At 33.1% G+C, this 19,178-nt stretch carries 19 protein-coding genes; 6 read left to right on the top strand and 13 right to left on the bottom strand.

Features of this window, described 5'->3' with window-relative positions; translation table 11 throughout:
* Positions 1–6 precede the first annotated feature (6 nt).
* Genes ACHRVL_RS21015 through ACHRVL_RS20995 form a run of 5 tightly spaced genes read right to left on the bottom strand, consistent with a single transcriptional unit; the run spans position 7 to position 5,187 of the window.
* Complete coding sequence (locus ACHRVL_RS21015) at positions 7–1,470, bottom strand: UDP-N-acetylmuramoyl-L-alanyl-D-glutamate--2,6-diaminopimelate ligase (protein WP_395415290.1); 1,464 nt, start codon at positions 1,468–1,470, stop codon at positions 7–9.
* On the bottom strand, positions 1,467–3,476 hold the full coding sequence (locus ACHRVL_RS21010; RefSeq protein ID WP_395415289.1) for a penicillin-binding protein: 2,010 nt from the start codon (positions 3,474–3,476) through the stop codon (positions 1,467–1,469). The genes ACHRVL_RS21015 and ACHRVL_RS21010 overlap by 4 nt, the downstream gene beginning before the upstream one ends.
* Complete coding sequence (locus ACHRVL_RS21005; protein WP_089054919.1) at positions 3,467–3,814, bottom strand: FtsL-like putative cell division protein; 348 nt, start codon at positions 3,812–3,814, stop codon at positions 3,467–3,469. Before ACHRVL_RS21005 ends, ACHRVL_RS21010 begins: the two co-directional genes overlap by 10 nt.
* Before the next feature lie 16 nt (positions 3,815–3,830).
* On the bottom strand, positions 3,831–4,739 hold the full coding sequence (gene rsmH / locus ACHRVL_RS21000; RefSeq protein ID WP_395415288.1) for a 16S rRNA (cytosine(1402)-N(4))-methyltransferase RsmH: 909 nt from the start codon (positions 4,737–4,739) through the stop codon (positions 3,831–3,833).
* On the bottom strand, positions 4,714–5,187 hold the full coding sequence (locus ACHRVL_RS20995; RefSeq protein WP_395415287.1) for a division/cell wall cluster transcriptional repressor MraZ: 474 nt from the start codon (positions 5,185–5,187) through the stop codon (positions 4,714–4,716). Before ACHRVL_RS20995 ends, rsmH begins: the two co-directional genes overlap by 26 nt.
* Positions 5,188–5,564: 377 nt before the next feature.
* On the opposite strand from ACHRVL_RS20995, the gene ACHRVL_RS20990 reads away from it, so the two are divergent.
* The 3 genes from ACHRVL_RS20990 (at position 5,565) to ACHRVL_RS20980 (ending at position 7,809) form a co-directional block, all read left to right on the top strand.
* Positions 5,565–6,329: an alpha/beta fold hydrolase gene (locus tag ACHRVL_RS20990; RefSeq protein ID WP_089054921.1), complete on the top strand. Its 765-nt coding sequence runs from the start codon at positions 5,565–5,567 to the stop codon at positions 6,327–6,329.
* A 41-nt stretch (positions 6,330–6,370) separates the two neighbouring features.
* Positions 6,371–6,991 carry a ribosome biogenesis GTP-binding protein YihA/YsxC gene (gene yihA, locus ACHRVL_RS20985; RefSeq protein ID WP_089054922.1) on the top strand — a complete coding sequence of 207 codons (621 nt, stop codon included), beginning with the start codon at positions 6,371–6,373 and terminating at the stop codon, positions 6,989–6,991.
* Between the two features lie 179 nt (positions 6,992–7,170).
* Positions 7,171–7,809 (top strand): hypothetical protein, encoded by a 639-nt coding sequence (locus tag ACHRVL_RS20980; protein WP_395415286.1) that lies wholly within the window; start codon positions 7,171–7,173, stop codon positions 7,807–7,809.
* A gap of 71 nt (positions 7,810–7,880) precedes the next feature.
* On the opposite strand, the gene gldC is transcribed toward ACHRVL_RS20980, so the two are convergent.
* Positions 7,881–8,216 carry a gliding motility protein GldC gene (gene gldC, locus ACHRVL_RS20975; protein ID WP_155102616.1) on the bottom strand — a complete coding sequence of 112 codons (336 nt, stop codon included), beginning with the start codon at positions 8,214–8,216 and terminating at the stop codon, positions 7,881–7,883.
* Entirely contained in the window at positions 8,216–9,172 is a 957-nt protein-coding gene (gldB, locus tag ACHRVL_RS20970; protein WP_129023815.1) for a gliding motility lipoprotein GldB, read from the bottom strand. The genes gldC and gldB overlap by 1 nt, the downstream gene beginning before the upstream one ends.
* A 99-nt stretch (positions 9,173–9,271) precedes the next feature.
* Between gldB and nadE the strand changes: the two genes are divergently transcribed.
* On the top strand, positions 9,272–10,078 hold the full coding sequence (gene nadE, locus ACHRVL_RS20965; RefSeq protein ID WP_395415285.1) for an NAD(+) synthase: 807 nt from the start codon (positions 9,272–9,274) through the stop codon (positions 10,076–10,078).
* Positions 10,079–10,170: 92 nt separating this feature from the next.
* Positions 10,171–10,800 carry a response regulator transcription factor gene (locus ACHRVL_RS20960; RefSeq protein WP_026730588.1) on the top strand — a complete coding sequence of 210 codons (630 nt, stop codon included), beginning with the start codon at positions 10,171–10,173 and terminating at the stop codon, positions 10,798–10,800.
* An 86-nt stretch (positions 10,801–10,886) separates the two neighbouring features.
* Here the strand turns inward: ACHRVL_RS20960 and dnaG are convergent, their stop codons facing one another.
* The 5 genes from dnaG to ACHRVL_RS20935 all read right to left on the bottom strand — a co-directional run bounded on the left by dnaG (position 10,887) and on the right by ACHRVL_RS20935 (position 16,772).
* On the bottom strand, positions 10,887–12,956 hold the full coding sequence (gene dnaG, locus ACHRVL_RS20955; protein ID WP_395415284.1) for a DNA primase: 2,070 nt from the start codon (positions 12,954–12,956) through the stop codon (positions 10,887–10,889).
* Positions 12,957–13,085: 129 nt separating this feature from the next.
* Positions 13,086–14,135: a hypothetical protein gene (locus ACHRVL_RS20950; protein WP_395415283.1), complete on the bottom strand. Its 1,050-nt coding sequence runs from the start codon at positions 14,133–14,135 to the stop codon at positions 13,086–13,088.
* A 180-nt stretch (positions 14,136–14,315) separates the two neighbouring features.
* Positions 14,316–15,056, bottom strand: coding sequence for a hypothetical protein (locus tag ACHRVL_RS20945; protein WP_395415282.1), 741 nt, complete (start codon positions 15,054–15,056; stop codon positions 14,316–14,318).
* Positions 15,043–15,603, bottom strand: a complete 561-nt coding sequence (locus ACHRVL_RS20940) for an RNA polymerase sigma factor (RefSeq protein WP_089054928.1) — start codon at positions 15,601–15,603, stop codon at positions 15,043–15,045. Before ACHRVL_RS20940 ends, ACHRVL_RS20945 begins: the two co-directional genes overlap by 14 nt.
* A gap of 191 nt (positions 15,604–15,794) precedes the next feature.
* Entirely contained in the window at positions 15,795–16,772 is a 978-nt protein-coding gene (locus tag ACHRVL_RS20935; RefSeq protein WP_129023821.1) for a polyprenyl synthetase family protein, read from the bottom strand.
* Between the two features lie 156 nt (positions 16,773–16,928).
* Between ACHRVL_RS20935 and ACHRVL_RS20930 the strand changes: the two genes are divergently transcribed.
* Positions 16,929–17,789, top strand: a complete 861-nt coding sequence (locus ACHRVL_RS20930) for a hypothetical protein (protein WP_395415281.1) — start codon at positions 16,929–16,931, stop codon at positions 17,787–17,789.
* A gap of 82 nt (positions 17,790–17,871) precedes the next feature.
* On the opposite strand, the gene rlmN is transcribed toward ACHRVL_RS20930, so the two are convergent.
* Positions 17,872–18,915: a 23S rRNA (adenine(2503)-C(2))-methyltransferase RlmN gene (rlmN, locus tag ACHRVL_RS20925; protein ID WP_395415280.1), complete on the bottom strand. Its 1,044-nt coding sequence runs from the start codon at positions 18,913–18,915 to the stop codon at positions 17,872–17,874.
* Positions 18,916–19,178: the final 263 nt, after the last annotated feature.

Here is a 19,178-nt window from a genome sequence, read left to right as displayed (position 1 = left end):
TAAACTTTACTTTGCTAGTTGATCTAAAATTTCTTTTACGGTTTCCATATCATCAAAATGATGACGAACTCCGTTTATTTCTTGATAGGTTTCATGACCTTTTCCTGCAATTAGGATAATATCATTTGGCTGAGCCAATTGACAAGCAGTTTTTATTGCCTGTTTTCTATCAGTAATTCTTAATATTTTCTTGTAATTATGTGCTTCTACACCTTTTTCCATTTCATCCAAAATCACTTCAGGATCTTCGTTTCTAGGATTATCTGATGTTAAAATTGCTTTGTCACTAAGATCTGTAGCAATTTTTGCCATAATTGGTCTTTTTGTTTTATCTCTATTTCCGCCGCAGCCCACAACTGTAATCAATTGCTCGTTTTTAGTACGGATGTCTTCAATTGTTTTTAGAACATTTTCTAAAGCATCTGGCGTATGTGCATAATCTACAATTGCTGTGATTTTAGAATCGGTAACAATATATTGAAAACGACCCGAAACACTTTCTAAATCAGACAATAAGCGCAACGCTTCAAGGCTATCCATACCCAATTCTACTGCTGTTCCGTAAATCGCTAAAACATTGTATGCATTAAAAGTTCCAATTAGTTTTACCCAAACTTCATTGTCATTTACTTTTAGCAATAAACCTGATAATTGGCTTTCTAATATTGTTGCTTTAAAATCTGCATATGTTTTTAAAGCATACGTAAATTTTCTTGCAGCCGTATTTTGCAGCATTACAGTTCCGTTTTTATCATCAATATTTGATAATGCAAAAGCTGTTTTTGGCAGAGAATCAAAAAATGATTTTTTCACATCTCTGTATTCAGCAAAAGTTGGATGATAATCTAGATGATCGTGCGAAAGATTTGTAAAAATCCCTCCTACAAAATGCAATGCTTCTGTACGTTTTTGATGAATTCCATGTGAACTTACTTCCATAAAGCAGTGCGTTACTCCAGCTTCAACCATCTCATTTAAATAATGATTGATTGTAATTGAATCTGGTGTTGTATGCGTTGCTGGATATTCCGTTTCATCTACCATTATTTTTACAGTTGACAATAAACCAACTTTAAAACCTGCCTTTTGAAACAACTGAAATAATAATGATGCAATGGTTGTTTTACCATTTGTACCTGTTACTCCTACCAATTTTAATTTTGCCGATGGATCGCCAAAATAATTCGCCGCCATAAAAGCTAAAGCTGTATTGGTATCTTTTACCTGAACATAAGTAATTCCTTTTTGAATTGCTTCAGGAAGCGTATCGCAAATAATTGCAACAGCCCCTAACTCAATTGCTTTATTGATATAATCGTGACCATCAGAAAGTGTTCCTCGAATTGCCACAAAAACATCATTTGATTCTACTTTACGCGAATCAAATTCAATTTTATGAATAGCAGCTTCTGTTGAACCTATAACAGATTCAATCGCCGCTTTGTATAATATGTCTTTTAGTATTTTCACGATAATTCTAATACTATAATTGAGTTTTTACTAATGTTTTGTCCCGCTTGAATCGATTGATTCTTAACCTTTCCTACTCCTGTTACTTTCACTTTTAAACCTAAATTTTCTAGTAAAGCAATTGCATCCATTCCCGGCATTCCTTTTAAATTAGGAATTTGTTTCGATTTTTTATTTGATTCTACATCGTATTTATCGTAACTGCTTTCCTGCTTTGCGATTTTAGAATCAAGTTGTTTAATCTTATTTGTTGATGGTGCGTCTGTAAATATTTTTTGAGCGATTCTTTTAAAAACCGGCCCTGCAACGTCTGCTCCGTAATAATTATTTCTAGAGGTATTTGGCTTATGAACCACTACAATACAAGAATATTTAGGATGATCTGCTGGAAAATACCCAACGAAAGAGGACGCATAATACATAGCAGATTTACCTTCTTTTCCGCCATAATTTACCTGAGCTGTCCCTGTTTTTCCTGCCATCGAAAAATCTTTCGAATACAATTTAGAACCAGTTCCTTTTTTTACCACGTTTGCCAAAACTGCTTTCACCTTTTTGATGGTTTCAGGCGAACAAACTTTTGGATTTATTACTTCGACATCAAACTTTTTAATCGTTTTATTCCATTCTTTAATTTCCGACACAAATTGCGGTTTTACCATTACACCATTATTTGCAACAGCATTATACAAGGCTAAAGTCTGCATTGGCGTAACCGAAACATTATAACCAAAAGCCATCCAAGGAAGCGAAATTCCTGACCAGTGTTTGTCTCCAGGCTGTGGAATATAAGGCCTTCCTTCTCCTTTAAAATGCAACCCTAATGTCTTATTTAATCCGTAACTGTTAATATGATTTACAAACTTAGATGGGTTATTTTTGTAATTTTCATAAACCGCCTGAACCATTACTGTATTTGACGAAAGTTCAAATCCGCGGGCTAATGTAATTTTCCCATATCCTCCTCTGTGCGAATCACGAACAGCACGTCCATAATATCTAATTTCACCACCATGACTGTCATAAACGGTACTTGTATCAGCCACTTTATCTTCTAGAATTGCCATTAAATCAACTAGTTTAAAAGTCGATCCCGGCTCTTGAGATTCTGCAATTGCGTAATTTGTGGTTTCATAATACGACCCATCTTCAGCTCTTCCCAGATTCGAAATTGCTTTTACATGCCCCGTTTCTGTTTCCATAACCACCACACAACCATGATCTGCTTCGTAGTCTTCTAATTGTTTTAATAAAGCATGATGTGCAATATCCTGAATAAAAACGTCGATTGTTGAAATAACATCATAACCATCAATAGGATCAACTTCGTTCAAATCACGAATTGGTTTCCACTGTCCTTTTGCGATTTTTTGCTTTAAGATTTTCCCGTCTTTTCCGTTCAAATAATTCTTAAAAGCCCACTCAATTCCTTTTCCAACTTCAACTCCTGTTGCCGGGTCAATTCTGTCATATCCAATTGTTCTTTCAGCAATTTTTCCTATCGGATGTTTTCTAACTGTTTCTTGCTCAACAATAATCCCTCCTTTGAAAGCTCCTAAGTTGAATAATGGAAAACCTTTTATTTTCACATATTCAGTATAACTTAAATTCCTAGCAATCAAATAATAACGATTTTTATTTGCTCTGGCTTTTCTTAATTCTTTTTCAAAATAACTTCCAGATTTTCCTAAAACCGTTACAAGCGAATCTGACAATGCTTTTACATGTTTTTCAAAAGTTTCTGTTTTTGGAGCTTTAGCATCAAAACGAATCTCGTAATTCGGAATTGACGTTGCCAAAAGACTTCCATCAGCAGAGTAAATATTTCCTTTGTTTGCCGGAATTACAAAATTTCTAACGGTACGCTGTTTTGCTAATTTTCGGTAGTAATCTCCTTCAACCCATTGAATATTGGTCAATTTAACAACAATAGCAATTGCCATCAAAAAGATGAAAACTGCTACGAGGTAAATTCTGTAGGATATATGTTTATCGTCTACTGCCATATTCTTTTAAAGAAACTTTTTTCTTCTTCTTTTTTAACTTCTATTTTCACTGGAGGAACTGTCGACGGAAAAATTTGCTTTTCGAGCATTTTATCCGATATGGTTGACTCCATTTTTAACTTCATCAATTCTGAACGTCGATCTACAAATTCAGATCTTAATTCTTTTACTTCGTTGTTTAATTTTGCAATTTCAAAAACCTTTTGTTCATAACGCTGTGTATTTGCAATCATCAAAATCGCCAGCAGAATTATAAAAACAATGAATCGCCAGTTCTTTACAGCATCATCATTTAGCAGAAATCTTGCTTTTAATATTCCAAATACTCCACTCTTCATTTTCTACCTATATATATTATATCTTTTCAGCAATTCTTAATTTCGCACTTCTTGCTCTATTATTGATTTTAATTTCGGCATCATCTGGAACAATCAATTTTCCGATCGTTTTAAATGGCACTGAAAAATTTCCATAAAAATCGCGCTCTGGTTCTCCTTCAAACATTCCGTTTTTAATGAATCTTTTTACCAGCCTGTCTTCTAATGAATGGTATGAGATTACCGAAAATCTCCCGCCTGGTTTCAAAATTTCTAAAGACTGCTCAATAAACTCTTTCAAAACATCCATTTCCTGATTTACTTCAATACGAATCGCTTGATAAATCTGAGCCAATATTTTATTCTTAACTCTTTCTGGTAAATATCTTGCTAGAACTTCTTTTAATTCATCGGTTGTCTTGATTGGGTAATCTTGCCTTGCCTCAACAATCGTTCTTGCCAGAACTGGTGCGTTTTTCAACTCCCCATAATCAAAAAAAACACGACGTAAATCCTGTTCTTCATATTCGTTAACCACTCGATAAGCATTTAAATCATTTTTTTGACTCATCCGCATATCCAGTTCGGCATCAAATCTGGTTGAAAAACCTCTCTCTGGAACATCAAATTGATGTGATGAAACTCCTAAATCTGCCAAGATTCCATCTACTGCTTTAACACCATGAAAACGAAGAAATCTTTTTATAAATCTAAAGTTCTCATTAATCAAAGTAAATCTTTCGTCAGGCAATGCATTTGCAAGCGCATCCTCGTCCTGATCAAAAGCAAATAATTTTCCATTTGGCCCCAATCTTCTCAAAATTTCTTTTGAGTGACCGCCGCCGCCAAACGTTACATCTACATAAATGCCGTCTAGCTTAATATTTAAACCATCAACTGTTGGATGAAGTAAAACTGGATTATGATATTCCATTGTCGTCGTCATTAATATTTCCCATTACTTCTTCGGCTAAATCTGCAAAATCCATATCTTCGCCGCTTATTGATTTTTCGTATAAATCTTTATCCCAAATTTCCACAATATTAACCGCAGATGAAAAAACAACATCTTTAGAAATACCCGAAAACGTCACTAAATCTTTTGGCACCAACAATCTCCCTAATGCATCAATATCTACCACTTTAACTCCAGCAGTAAATCTGCGAATGAAATCATTGTTCTTTTTTACAAAACGATTCAGCTTATTAATTTTTGCCATCATTAGATTCCATTCTTCCATCGGATACAACTCTAAACATTGCTGAAAAACGGAACGCTTCAAGACAAAACCGTCCTGAAGAGAAGCAGCCAATTGCTTTTTTAAAGGTGCAGGTATCATTAACCTCCCTTTAGCATCGACTTTACACTCATATGTTCCAACAATTGTATTCAAGAAAAACGTACTAATATGTTACACAGCAAAAATATAAAAAAAAATACCACATATTACCACTATACACCACTTTGTTAATAAGTTTAACCACTTTACTACCACCTCAGCTAAATCATAAGCAATCAATACATTAGACAAAAATCAGTTTCAAAATCTTTTCATTTAAGAATTACAAAAAATCTGCTTTATTTCTCTTAAAAAAGTAAATATTATGCAATTATTTTAACAACTCAATTTTTAGCGAAATAATCACTAAAACCTGATTTATAACCACTTACTAATTCTAGCAAAATAATCTAGTTAAAAAAGGGCAGCAAAAATTCATTTTTATTTATTTAACCCTATATTTGTCCCAAATGAAATTGGCATTAGATTAGATGGACAAAAACTACAAAAAAGAAGGCAAATACAGCTATTATGAAGCTGGAGAGGGAACTCCTATCGTTATTTTACACGGGTTAATGGGAGGCCTTAGTAACTTTGATGCTGTAGCGGAATATTTTCCAACGAAAGGATACAAAGTTGTAATCCCAGATTTGCCAATATACACGCAGAGTATTTTAAAAACAAACGTAAAAAGCTTTGCCAAATACGTAAAAGACTTTATTAATTTCAAGGGTTTTGACCAAGTTATTTTACTGGGAAATTCACTTGGAGGACACATTGCACTTTACCACACCAAACTATATCCCGAAAAAGTAGCCGGACTTGTAATTACAGGAAGTTCTGGACTTTACGAAAGCGCCATGGGCGACAGCTACCCTAAAAGAGGTGATTACGAATATATCAAAAAGAAAGCTGAAGATGTATTTTATGACCCAAAAATTGCGACACCAGAATTAATAGATGAAGTTTACGCAACTGTTAATGACCGCATAAAATTAATTAAAACATTAACGATTGCTAAGAGTGCAATTCGCCATAATATGGCCAAAGATTTACCTAAAATGACAGTTGAAACCTGTATCATCTGGGGTAAAAATGACGCTGTAACACCACCTAATGTTGCTGAAGAATTTGACAACTTATTGCCTAATTCAACTTTGTATTGGATAGACAAATGCGGACACGCTGCTATGATGGAACACCCTCAGGAATTCAATAAAATTCTTGAAGAATGGCTTGTTGCAAAGAATCTATAGCATCTAACTTTCGAATTTAAGAAGGTTTTAAAACAAAAAACATGAAAATTAATACCGCCGAATTTATTATCAGTAATTCTGATGCTTCAAAATGCCCGGCCGAATTTCTGCCGGAATACGCTTTTATAGGCCGATCAAACGTTGGTAAATCCTCTTTGATCAACATGATTACCAATCATAAAAATTTAGCAAAAACATCTGGAAGACCAGGAAAAACACAATTAATAAATCACTTTAAGATCAACAATAATTGGTTTTTAGTCGATTTACCTGGATACGGATATGCTAAGGTTTCTAAAAAAACAAAATCTGTTTTTCAACAATTTATTACTGACTACTTTGAAAACAGAGAACAACTAGTCTGCGCCTTTGTTTTGATTGACATTCGCCATGAAGCTCAAAAAATCGATATTGAATTTATGTCGTATATGGGTGAAAGCGAAATACCATTTTGCATTATTTTCACCAAAGCAGATAAGATCAGTAAAGTAAAAATCGACTCTCATGTTGCGGCATACAAAAAACAAATGTACGCCAACAACTGGGCCGAAATGCCGCATTACTTTGTAACCTCATCTACAGAATCGATCGGAAAAGAAGAACTTTTAACTTACATCGACGAAGTAAATCAGGAGGTTTTTAAAAACAATTCAGGGTTTTAAATTCCAATTAAAAAATTCTAAATTCCATTCCTTCGACTTCGCTCAAGAAGACAAAAAGGTTTACATATAAAAAATCCCAAATTCCAGGTTTTACAATTGGAATTTGGGATTTTTATTTTAAAGAAAAATCTTAAAAAAATATTTTTTAGTTTATATTTGAAGTAAACCAAATATAATCCATGAGTAATTTTCGATCAGTTAATTTCACGCTTTGTTTTGTTTCTTTTTTTATTTTATTCTCTTGCCAATCATCTCATTATATATTTACCACCGGACAAAGAACCGGAGTTGATTTCTCTTCTGGAAAATGGTTTTTAAACGAATTAGATTGTCCAAAAAATGCTAAAGATAAGTTAACCGAAGAATCTTTAGAATTCTTTAAAAAAAACTTAGGTGATCGCGTTTTTTATATTCATGACGTTAATGGATTGCTCGTAACCAGAAAAATTAATTTAAATCCTAATAGTGTAAAACTAAAAGAACTAAAAGACGGAACTGGTTTTGATTTCTTTATCAATATTTCTACTAAAAAAGACAGAAGCGACTTATCTTCGATAGAACTTTATCAGGACGAATACTCCACGCAAAGAAATGAAGCTTCGGTGACTTTAGAGATATATGATTTAAATTTAAAACAAATTATTTACTCCCAAAAAGTAGTAGGCATTACCAATAAAGGAAATACAAAATCGATGTGGGAAACCGAAAAGTCCGATAAACTTATAGACAACATAACACTTTATAAAAATTCAGACAACTTAATGACTGGAGCATTAAAACGAATTTTTAAAGATTTGAAAAAAAGATCTGTAAAATAAAAACAGGCAAAAAAAATCCCAAATTCCAATTTTAAGCTTGGAATTTGGGATTTATAATATTGGAATTTTAACTACTTAGTAAGTTCCAGTTTTTCTGCAAAGTAATCACAAAAATCTTTCATCGTGTCCGACATTTTTTCATCATCTGTTGCACGCTTAAAAGTATCCGCCATTGCTACTAATGTTTGATGAAAGAAAATTTTCATTTCATCAACAGGCATATCTTTTGTCCACAAATCGATACGCATGGTTTCTTTGGCTTTACTATCCCAAATAGACAACATTATCGCTTTTGCTTCTTCAGCCTGAACACCGCCGTCTTGCGCGCTCCACGTTAATTTTTCTGGAACACGATTTTCATCTAATTCTATATTGAATTTAATCTCTGAGTTTATTGTATTTGACATTATTTCTTAGGTTTATATTTTGACTTTTCAAAAATTTCTTTTGCATTCACTTTTAATAATTCCGACAGCTGTACATTATTGTTCTTCATATAAGAACGAACGATCTGCCAGCCAATCCACGCTCCCACTCTCCCTGGGGAATCGTTATCTATTTCTAAATAAAATTTTGAAAACGGAGCCGGCGCAATAAAGCGTGTTGTTAATTTAGGATCTGTACTGTACAACATTTCTTTTTCTAAAAAATAACGCCACATATAGGCTTCATTTTCTTCGCACCATTTAACCTGCTCTGGCGAATAGCCAATTTTTTCAGCATCTGTATATTCTGGCAGTAACAAATCTTTTGCATACAATTGTTTCCCTTCAAAAATCATTTGAGAAACTAAATTCTTATCAGGATATGCAGGAATGTTTCGATAAGCAAAACTCGAAACGACATCCGGCATAATTTGTTTTTCCTCAAAATTGTATTTTAAATAATTTGGAAATTCATAGAATTTATGCTCTTTTCCTAAATACAGTTCTAACGCAACAATAACCAAACTATCTGCATAAATTGCTTTTGCATTATAATCCATTTCTCCAATAACAGTAATTACTTTTGGCGTTTTTGTTTTAGGAAAATAATATTTCACATGTTGAAAAAGTGAATTAAATTCCTGACGAACCGGCTCAAAATTGGCGTATTTTTTTTGCACTTCTTCATAAACTTCACGCCAAATTGGTTCCTGCATTTTCTTCAACCAAACTGAATCATCATTACCAGCTGGAAAAAAGAAAGGATACTGTTTTTTTACTTTTTCCAGATCTTCTGGTTTAGTTTCAAAAAACGCCTTATCAAAACGTTCTACTTTAATATCAATTGGAATTTCTTCGACTTCTTTTTCAACCTTTGTTTTCTGGCTGCAAGACAAAAAAAACACGCACAGAACCACTGCAAAGCGATATATTTTCATTTTATTTTAATTAGATTTGTGTTGCATAAATTTAAATAATCGCTTACTCAAAAATATTTGTGCAAATATACATCCCTGTATTTTAAAACTTAAACTATTATGGCTAAAAAAAGCACTATTCAAACAGAAAAAGTAAACAAACATATTGTAGAATGGTTAAAAAATTATGCTGAGAATGCAAAAGTAAATGGTTTTGTTATTGGAATTTCGGGCGGAGTCGACTCTGCCGTTACTTCTACATTGTGCGCACAGACCGGTTTGCATGTTTTATGTGTCGAAATGCCAATTCATCAAGCTGAAAGCCAAGTTTCTAGAGGGAGAGAACATATTACACAATTAAAAAAACGTTTTGCAAATGTTTCGAGTGTAGAAACTGATTTGACAGCTGTTTTTGAAGCTTTTAAAGCTGCAGTACCAGAAACTGATGATCAAGCAAAAGTAAATTTATCATTTGCCAATACACGTGCTCGTTTACGAATGACTTCTTTATATTATTTAGCCGGAATTCATGGATTACTGGTTGCAGGAACTGGAAACAAAGTAGAAGATTTTGGTGTAGGATTTTACACAAAATATGGTGACGGAGGTGTCGATTTGAGTCCAATTGCCGACTTAATGAAATCGGATGTATATGCTTTGGGAGAATTTTTAACAATTCCTGAATCAATTTTAACTGCAGCGCCAACAGATGGTCTTTTTGGAGATAATAGAACCGATGAAGATCAATTAGGAGCCAGTTATGACGAACTTGAATGGGCAATGTTAGCCGCGGAGTCAGGAAATACGCCAGATAACTTTACCGGGAGAGAAAAATCTGTCTTTGAAATTTATAAAAGATTAAACACCAGCAACAAGCACAAAATGGATGCAATACCCGTTTGTTTGATACCAAAAACGTTAAAATAAAACTTTTAACATTCATCTGCAATTAATTACAGAATTTATTTATTAATTTTACAGTTCCAAAAACATGAACAATTCTAAAAAAGGTAAAAATTATGATTAAAGTATGTCTTGCAGACAATCATCCTGTGACTCACTTTGGCGTTAAGTCTTATTTTAAAGACCACGATCAAATTTCAATTGTTGCCAATGTAGGCAATTTTTCAATGGTTAGAGATATCCTTCAGACGAAGGAAATTGACATTTTAATTCTAGATTTAGAGTTAGAAGGTCTTTCTAGCATCTTCGAAGTGAAATCAATCTTGAAAAATTTCCCAAAAACAAAAATTGTAATTTTCAGTGACTTAGCTGAGCAAATGTATGCTCCAAATGCTATTAAAGCTGGAGTATCTGGGTATGTACACAAAACAGAAAAACTTGAAACTTTAGGTCTTTCTATTATTAAAGTACACGAAGGAAAAATTATTATCAACGAAACTGTACGTAAAAACATGGCACTTATTGCTAAACAAAGCAAAAGCGAACGTTTGTACAGAAAACTTTCTAATCGTGAAATCGAGGTTTTACGTTACTTAAGTGATGGTAAGAAAAACAATGAAATCTCTAAAATCTTAAATCTGAACGAAAAAACGATCAGTACTTACAAATTAAGATTATTGACAAAATTGAATGTTACTAATTTAGTTGACTTAGTAAACAAAGCTAAGACTTTAGAAATTATTTAATTTACAGGCATCTGATTTTGCTTTGGTAAAATCATAAACCTAAAAAAAAGCTCTATAGTGTTTAACATTATAGAGCTTTTTGATTTTTATTGATGATAAGGAACTACTACTCTTCCTAATTTTCGAGAAAAATTATTTAATAATTTAGAATAATCTATAACCATAGACAACAATTCTGAATTATCGTCTTGCGGATCTGTCAGGAGCGAGTTTTTTAAATCATGAATGATTTTTGAAACCAAATACCAACGCAAAGAAAATATCGTATCAGAAACATTTTGTTCAATAGTTTCATTTTTATGCTTTGGAAAAATATTCTGTCCTTCCCAGTTATGAACGGTTAATCTTTCATCTTCCATTAAAATATTGGTTACTTCCTGCGCAAATTCTGGCTGTAAGTGCATCAAATATTTATCTAAACTAAAAGTCTCATTTTGATTGTAAAAATCAATTAACCCCGCAAAAATATTTTGAAACAATACATTTGAAAGTTCTACCTCATCTTCCTGCAGGCTTAAATAGATTTTTTCATATACTTTGTATTTTCGCTTCTCACTGACTTCTTTTACAACACCTTCTTCATCAGCTTTTAAAAATACATCTTCAAAATCCTCTAGAACACTTCCGTAAAGCAGTAATATTTCAATAATTTTTCTTTCAAAACCGTATAAAATATCCACTTTCTCTGCTTGCTCTTGAGGATAACCTGGTTCACCTGGATAATAATCATCCGGCGGTCCTGTTCTTGGGTCTTCTGGATCTCCTCCTGAAAAACTTGTATTTTTTGGAGGTTGGTTTCTAAAAACTTCAAAAGGTTTTTGTTCCTGTTTTTGCTTTTTAGCCACTTCAGCCAAATCTTTTTGAATCAACTGTGCCAAAGTACTCACCAAAACCTGCTCTGAGATTTCCATAATTCTGGCGCATTCCTGAATATAAACTTCACGCTGAATACGATCTGGTATTTTAGAAATACTGGTAACCATATCCCGAATCAAATCGGCTTTTTTAATTGGATCGTTCTTAGCTTCGTTCATCAAAATCGAAGCTTTAAACTGTATAAAGTCTTTACTATTATTTTCTAAATAGGCAACTAAATCGTCATGCGAATTTTTTCGCGCAAAACTATCTGGATCTTCTCCATCAGGAAAAGAACAAACTCTTACATTCATCCCTTCTTCCAGAATCAAATCGATTCCTCGAATAGAGGCACGCAAACCTGCAGCATCACCATCAAAAAGCACTGTAATATTTCGAGTCAGACGATTAATCAATCGAATCTGGTCTGGCGTTAAAGCAGTTCCAGACGAAGCCACAACATTCTCAATTCCGGCCTGACTAAACTGGATGACATCAGTATAACCTTCAACTAAATAACAGTTATTTTGTTTGGCTATAGATTGTTTGGCATGATAAATTCCGTAAAGCACTTTACTTTTATGGTAAATATCACTTTCTGGCGAATTTAGATATTTTGCGGCTTTTTTATCATTGGTTAAAATACGCCCTCCAAAACCTAAAACTCGACCCGACATACTTTGAATTGGAAACATTACACGCCCTTTGAATCGGTCAAAAGGACGATCTTCTCTCGCAATAGTCAAACCTGTGCTTTCTAAGAATTCCAATTTATATCCTTTCCCTAATGCTTCTTTAGTCAAAGCATCCCAAGTTTCTGGAGAATATCCTAAATCGAATTTTTTAATGGTTTCATTGGTAAAACCTCTTTCTTTAAAATACGAAAGTCCTATCGCTTTTCCTTCTTCAGAATTTACTAAAACATCTTGAAAATATTTAGCCGCAAATTCAGAAACCAAATACATACTCTCACGAACATCTGTCATCGCTTTTTCAGCATCTGTCTGTTCGGTTTCTTCGATCTCAATATTATATTTTCTAGCTAAATACCGAATGGCTTCTGGATAAGTAAACTGAGAATGTTCCATTAGGAATTTTACAGAATTCCCTCCTTTTCCTGTACTAAAATCTTTCCAGATTCCTTTTGCAGGCGACACCATAAACGATGGAGAACGCTCATCTGAGAAAGGACTCAGACCTTTGAAATTACTTCCTGCACGTTTTAAATTGACAAAATCACCAATAACCTCCTCAACGCGAGCAGTTTCAAAAACAGTATCTATTGTATTTTGTGAAATCAAAACTTAAATTATTTTTAAAAATGAGAGCTTGTAAAAGTACATAAATCCTACTTGAATTTTTAGAATTTTCGAGCAAAAAAAAGCGTTTCTTTCGAAACGCTTTTCTTCTCAACTAAACTCAATTTTATACTAATTAAAATCAAAACGAATACCTAACGAAACATTATTTTCGTCAACTGTATTATTTTTAAATAAAGGATTCAAATCATATTTTAAGTACAAACTTATTTCCTTGTAACCTACGTAAGAACTCAGTCCGTAAATAAAATTATTTACATTATAATCTCCTTTTGTTTTTTGTGTTGTTTTATAGTCGTTGTCTTCAAATTTTAAAATCTGTTTCGATTTTACATTGATTCCAGCATATCCGCCAAATCCTGCGCGAAAGCCTTTATGCGTTCTATAATAGGTTTTTCCATCTGAATGACCATCTTTTGAAAAATCGAACTCTAAATGAACAGGAGCTACTAAATACACATTTCTAAAACGAGATTCTTTTAAATTTATCGGATTTGTAACTAAATTTGTTTGATCGCCATTTACGACAAAACTGCGATTATCTGACGGACGAAGGTTGTTATACATTAACGAAAGCCCATACTTTGCATGCAATAAATTATTGTCTTTCAATATTCTCGAATTAAATGTAAGACCCCATTCGTAAAAATGAGACCCAATAAAATCATAATTTGAATCTTGAAGCTTACCATCGACCATTGTGCTATTTAAACCAGCAGCAAATACAAATTGTGAAGTGGTTCTTTTTTCGCCTCGAATCGAATCTTTGATTTTTTTATTATTCCAGTCATTCTTATTCCAGTAAATAACAATCTTGCCTTTCCTTGTTGAATCCTGTTCTTTCAGTTTTCCGTCTACTTTTTGCTGAACCAAGTCATTGAGTTCATTCTGCGCCAAAGTCACTTTTTCTTCAATAATTACGGCTCTGGCTTCTGCCAATTCTTTTTTACGTTTGTCTGCCTGCTCTTGTGTAATTTTCCCTTCAGACAATTGTACATTTACAGCTTCAACTTCTTCTTTCAGTTTTTCTTTTTCCTCTTTGGTAACTTTTTCTATTTGATTTGCAATTTTCTTTGCTTTTGATTCGAAAGTTTCCTGACCAAAAACTTTACTGACAAATAAGAAAATTAGAACTACTAGATAAATGGTAAAATTTTTCATGATTGATTTTTTAATTTGATTGTTGATTGATGATGATTCTTTAATTCTTGAATTATTAATGGTAATTTCTTTATTCCATATCCAACATCGGGTTAAAACCCGGCGCTACAATATGAATCGTTCCTTCGGAACTAAAAATCTATATCTATATTCCTGCTTCTTTCCTACACTCTTAATTCTCTACTCTTTTTGATTTCGGTTTGCCAAAGCCACTTTTACCGATTGATAATTTTTGTTGACTTTTGTCACTACCTTTTCTCTAAAGGAAAGCTCCAATTCGCCATCGACCTGATTAAGTAAATCAGCAGCATTTACTTTTACTTTTGATTTTGGCTTAGCCGAATTTTCTGCTATAATTGTTTTTTCTGCCGAATCTAATAATTGATCTACACTCTCTTTTTTTGTAGTATCAGCAATTGCAGTTTGATTTGTTTTTGATTGTTTTTCTTGATTGTTTTTGATGATGATTGAAGACTCCGCTATTTGATTTGATTTATTTTTATTTGATTTTTGTCCCGAAATCTGCAAGTGATTGTTTTTTAAGGTTTCCTTTTTCTCAACAGATTCTTTTTCTGAAACTACAACTTCCTGCTTTACTGAATCTATTGCATTTAAAGCTGGTTGAACAATTGTATCTTTCTCAACATTCTCTTCTATTACAACATTATTTTTTGGAGTTTTGATTAAATCTTCCTTTTGATTTAAAAAGAAAGTTCCAACTAGTAAAAAACCAGCGATGCTTGCAGCTATGTAAAGCCATTTCCTTTTTGAATCATTTTTTGAGCGAGGTACAACTGTTGTTTTCTCTTCTTCAGCTACACTTAACATTGCATCCAATCGATCCCAAGCTTTATTACTTGGCTCAATTTTGCGTTGATTTAGTTTGTCACGGAAATCCTTTTCAAAATTATTCGGTGCCATTATCTTGTTTTTTTAAAATAGTAATTTGTGTTTGCAGCATTTTTCTAGCATGCGATAACTGCGATTTTGATGTTCCCTCATTAATTCCTAACATCTTGGCAATTTCATTGTGCTTGTATCCTTCGATTGCATATAAATTGAAAACCATTTTATAACCATCAGGCAAAGCGTCAATTAAAAACTGAATCTGATCTACGGTAAACTGGCTGTCGATTGCGTTGAAACTTTCTTCAACAAAAAATTCATCTTCGGCAAATTTCACTTTTTTCTGAACTCTTAAATACGAAATGCATTCGTTAACCATAATTCTGCGAATCCAGCCTTCAAAACTTCCTTTATTTTCAAATTTGTTTAAATTGGTAAACACTTTCATGAAAGCTGTTATCATTACATCTTCTGCCAGCTGAATATCTTTTATATATTGACGGCAAACGCTCAGCATTTTTGAAGAAAACCTGCTGTAAATCTGTTGTTGTGCCTGCCGATTATTTTCGACTGCCAACTTTATGATTTCGTTTTCTTCTTGATGTAACGGAATAATTTTCATTAATAAGCTTTCGGTTTTTGGTTTTAGAAACAGTCTTCTATTAGCATAGACGATTGTCGATTTGAAATGGTTGCATCAGACATGAAAAAAAATCAATAAAAAAATTAGAAACTCCAATACACACAAAACAAACAACTGATTTACAACAAAGTAAATCAATTATCTAATTAACAAATTTTCTAATTTTCTAATTATTTTTTTCTTTCAATAACGTAATTTACCATTAAAGTAAGTGCCGCTTTGAAATCAGAATCTGGGTAATTCTCTAAAAGTGAAAGTGCTTCTTGCTGAAATTGCACCATTTTATTTTCGGCGTAAGCCAAACCATTATTATTTTTTACAAAGGCAATAACTTCTTTTACACGTTTTTTGTCTTTGTTGTGGTTTTTGATGGAGTTTATCAACCACTTTTTTTCTTGTGGAGTACAAGTATTTAAAACATGAATTAATGGCAAAGTCATTTTTTGCTCTTTAATATCGATTCCCGTTGGTTTACCTATTGCTTCTTCACTATAATCAAACAAGTCGTCTTTGATTTGAAAAGCCATTCCGATAAGCTCCCCAAATTTTCGCATATTCTCAACTTGAACATCATCTTCAATTACTGATTTTGCACCAAGCGCACAACAAGCTGCTATAAGTGTGGCAGTCTTTTTTCGGATAATTTCGTAATAAACATCTTCAGTAATATCAAGTCTTCGGGCTTTTTCTATTTGAAGTAATTCGCCTTCGCTCATTTCGCGAACGGCAACAGAGATAATTCGAAGTAAATCAAAATCTCCGTTATCAATAGAAAGCAATAACCCTTTTGAAAGTAAATAATCTCCAACCAGAACTGCAATTTTGTTTTTCCAAAGTGCATTGATCGAGAAAAACCCGCGACGTCGATTACTGTCGTCCACAACGTCATCATGAACCAAAGTTGCCGTGTGAATTAATTCAATTACCGAAGCTCCTCTATACGTTCTCTCGTTTACAACACCTCCAGAGACCATTTTTGCGGTTAAAAACACAAACATTGGACGCATTTGCTTACCTTTGCGGTTGACAATGTAATACGTAATTCTGTTCAGTAACGCCACCTTTGAAGTCATCGATTCATGAAACTTTTTTTCAAAAAGTTCCATTTCGTTAAAAATGGGTAGTTTTATTTGTGAGGTAATATTCATTTCGATTCCAAATATACTATTTTAAATAAAAAAACGTTGTCTATTTTATGTTAGTATATCAACATTTTTCTCTACCCGCCTAAAAAAACACCAAAAACACATTCTAGTTAAAGCCTAATTTGTATTCATTAATTAAAATCAAGAAAACTATTTATTATGAAAACAAAATTTTTATTTATTGGAACATTAGTCGCTTTATCTTTTTTTATCAGCTGTAATTCTGATGAAAAAACAAATGACGGATCATCTGACGCAATTACAAATACTGAAATAGTTACAAATTCTAAAATTGATGCCTCGATTGAAGATGTAACTGCTATTGCCGAAGATCAATTTACTGCACAGCAAAATTTAACTGCAAAACCAAGCGGACCGGTAAAAAATTTCCTTCCGAGCTGTGCTACTATTACAACGGCATTAACTAATAACACCTGGACAATTACTGTTGATTTTGGTGTAGAAGGCTGTACTCTGGAAAACGGAAATACGGTGAAAGGAAAAATGGTTATTTCTTTCTCTAATGATTTTTCAGCGTCAACTCAAACCATTAGTTATACTTTTGATGGATTTTATCACAATGGCAAAAAACTTCAAGGAAGCAAAAGCATAGTTCGATCTGTAAAATCAACAGATTTACTTGCCGAAGCACATCCGGTTTCAACAGCTGCAATAGATATGACTATTACTTTTGATGATGGAAGTGTTTACACCAGAAAAGGCACTTTAATTAAAGAAATGACTGCTGGTTATAAAACTTGGTCTGATTGGGAAGATAATGTTTATGTAGTAACCGGAAGCGGTACAACTACTTTTCCAAATGGAGATACATTTTCGGCAGAAATTACAACCCCTCTAGAATTTAAAGCTTCATGCAAAACTCCATTCCCTGTAAAAGGTATTGTATCAATAACTAAAAATGAAGCAAAAGCAATTATTGATTATGGCAACGGAGACTGTGATACGCTTGCTAAAGTAACAAAAGATGGAGTAACGGAAGAAATCGATTTGAAAAAATAAGAATCCTTTTTGCCCAGAAAAAAAGCATTAAAAACAAGACTATTTTTGTTTTTAATGCTTTTTTTATATTTCAAGATAATTTCTATCCTTCTTTGTTTGCCAATTGACCGCAGGCAGCATCAATATCTTTTCCGCGGCTGCGACGAACTTTTACCACAACTCCAATGTTTTCTAAAGCTTTAATATAAGCTAAAATTGACTCTTCTGAAGCCTGTTGAAACTCACCGTCATCAATAGGGTTATATTCTATTAAATTAACTTTACAAGGCACATATTTGCAAAATTTAACCAATGCATCAATAGAAGCTTTGTCATCATTAATTCCTTTCCAAACCACATATTCATACGAGATTTTACTTTTTGTCTTTCTGTACCAATATTCTAGTGCTTCTCGCAAGTCTTTTAAAGGAAAGTTTTTACTGAAAGGCATAATCTTAGCTCGGGTTTCATCTATTGCTGAGTGCAATGAAACTGCTAATTTGAATTTCACTTCATCGTCTGCCATCTTTTTAATCATCTTTGGAATTCCAGATGTCGAAAGCATAATACGTTTTGGAGACATTCCTAAACCTTCAGGCGATGTAACCATATCTATGGCTTTAATGACATTATTATAGTTCATTAAAGGCTCTCCCATTCCCATAAAAACAATATTTGAAAGCGGATGATTGTGATACAAACGACTTTCTTTATCAATCGCCATAATTTGATCGTAAATCTCTCCTGGCTCAAGATTTCGCATTCTCTTTAATCTAGCAGTAGCACAAAAATTACAATCTAAACTGCAACCAACTTGGCTGGATACACAGGCGGTGGTTCTAGTTTCTGTAGGAATCAAAACAGACTCAACAACAAGTCCGTCATGAAGTCTAACTGCATTTTTCACAGTACCATCTGTACTGCGCTGCATTGTATCTACTTTAATGTGGTTGATTACAAAATTATTTTCAAGCATAGATCGTGTTGCTTTAGCAACATTTGTCATATCTTCAAAACTATGAGCTCCTTTGCTCCATAACCATTCATAGACTTGATTTCCGCGAAAAGCTTTGTCATTATTTGCGACAAAAAAATCTCGTAATTGCTCTTTTGATAAGGCTCGTATGTCTTTTTTCTCCATTTGCATGCTGCAAAGTTAATCACTTTTGTCCTTTTTTTTGATTTTTAAACACATTCTTAGTTAAATCAAAAAAATCCTCTAAAATAAAAAGAGTTTTACATCTCTCTTAAAAACACAAATAATTCACTAAGAAACAAACACTTACTATTACAAACATTTTGTTTCAAACCTATAATTAAGTTCAATTAGTCTCCCTATTATTTACTATAACAATTTATATCACTTTTGCCCTGATTTTTATCATTCTATTTTTTGCGGATGCCTGATAA

The organism is Flavobacterium sp. FlaQc-28, assembly GCF_044007415.1.
Taxonomy (GTDB): domain Bacteria; phylum Bacteroidota; class Bacteroidia; order Flavobacteriales; family Flavobacteriaceae; genus Flavobacterium.
The sequence above is the reverse complement of the archived record's forward strand: the minus strand, read 5'-3'. Positions and strand labels throughout refer to the sequence as shown.

What these genes read in the sequence shown, in the direction of transcription:
- ACHRVL_RS21010 (WP_395415289.1), bottom strand. Translation starts at nt 3,476, where the DNA reads ATGGCAGTAGACGATAAACATATATCCTACAGAATTTACCTCGTAGCA.
- ACHRVL_RS21005 (WP_089054919.1), bottom strand. Translation starts at nt 3,814, where the DNA reads ATGAAGAGTGGAGTATTTGGAATATTAAAAGCAAGATTTCTGCTAAAT.
- rsmH (WP_395415288.1), bottom strand. Translation starts at nt 4,739, where the DNA reads ATGACGACGACAATGGAATATCATAATCCAGTTTTACTTCATCCAACA.
- ACHRVL_RS20990 (WP_089054921.1), top strand. Translation starts at nt 5,565, where the DNA reads ATGGACAAAAACTACAAAAAAGAAGGCAAATACAGCTATTATGAAGCT.
- yihA (WP_089054922.1), top strand. Translation starts at nt 6,371, where the DNA reads ATGAAAATTAATACCGCCGAATTTATTATCAGTAATTCTGATGCTTCA.
- ACHRVL_RS20980 (WP_395415286.1), top strand. Translation starts at nt 7,171, where the DNA reads ATGAGTAATTTTCGATCAGTTAATTTCACGCTTTGTTTTGTTTCTTTT.
- gldC (WP_155102616.1), bottom strand. Translation starts at nt 8,216, where the DNA reads ATGTCAAATACAATAAACTCAGAGATTAAATTCAATATAGAATTAGAT.
- gldB (WP_129023815.1), bottom strand. Translation starts at nt 9,172, where the DNA reads ATGAAAATATATCGCTTTGCAGTGGTTCTGTGCGTGTTTTTTTTGTCT.
- nadE (WP_395415285.1), top strand. Translation starts at nt 9,272, where the DNA reads ATGGCTAAAAAAAGCACTATTCAAACAGAAAAAGTAAACAAACATATT.
- ACHRVL_RS20960 (WP_026730588.1), top strand. Translation starts at nt 10,171, where the DNA reads ATGATTAAAGTATGTCTTGCAGACAATCATCCTGTGACTCACTTTGGC.
- ACHRVL_RS20950 (WP_395415283.1), bottom strand. Translation starts at nt 14,135, where the DNA reads ATGAAAAATTTTACCATTTATCTAGTAGTTCTAATTTTCTTATTTGTC.
- ACHRVL_RS20945 (WP_395415282.1), bottom strand. Translation starts at nt 15,056, where the DNA reads ATGGCACCGAATAATTTTGAAAAGGATTTCCGTGACAAACTAAATCAA.
- ACHRVL_RS20940 (WP_089054928.1), bottom strand. Translation starts at nt 15,603, where the DNA reads ATGAAAATTATTCCGTTACATCAAGAAGAAAACGAAATCATAAAGTTG.
- ACHRVL_RS20935 (WP_129023821.1), bottom strand. Translation starts at nt 16,772, where the DNA reads ATGAATATTACCTCACAAATAAAACTACCCATTTTTAACGAAATGGAA.
- ACHRVL_RS20930 (WP_395415281.1), top strand. Translation starts at nt 16,929, where the DNA reads ATGAAAACAAAATTTTTATTTATTGGAACATTAGTCGCTTTATCTTTT.
- rlmN (WP_395415280.1), bottom strand. Translation starts at nt 18,915, where the DNA reads ATGCAAATGGAGAAAAAAGACATACGAGCCTTATCAAAAGAGCAATTA.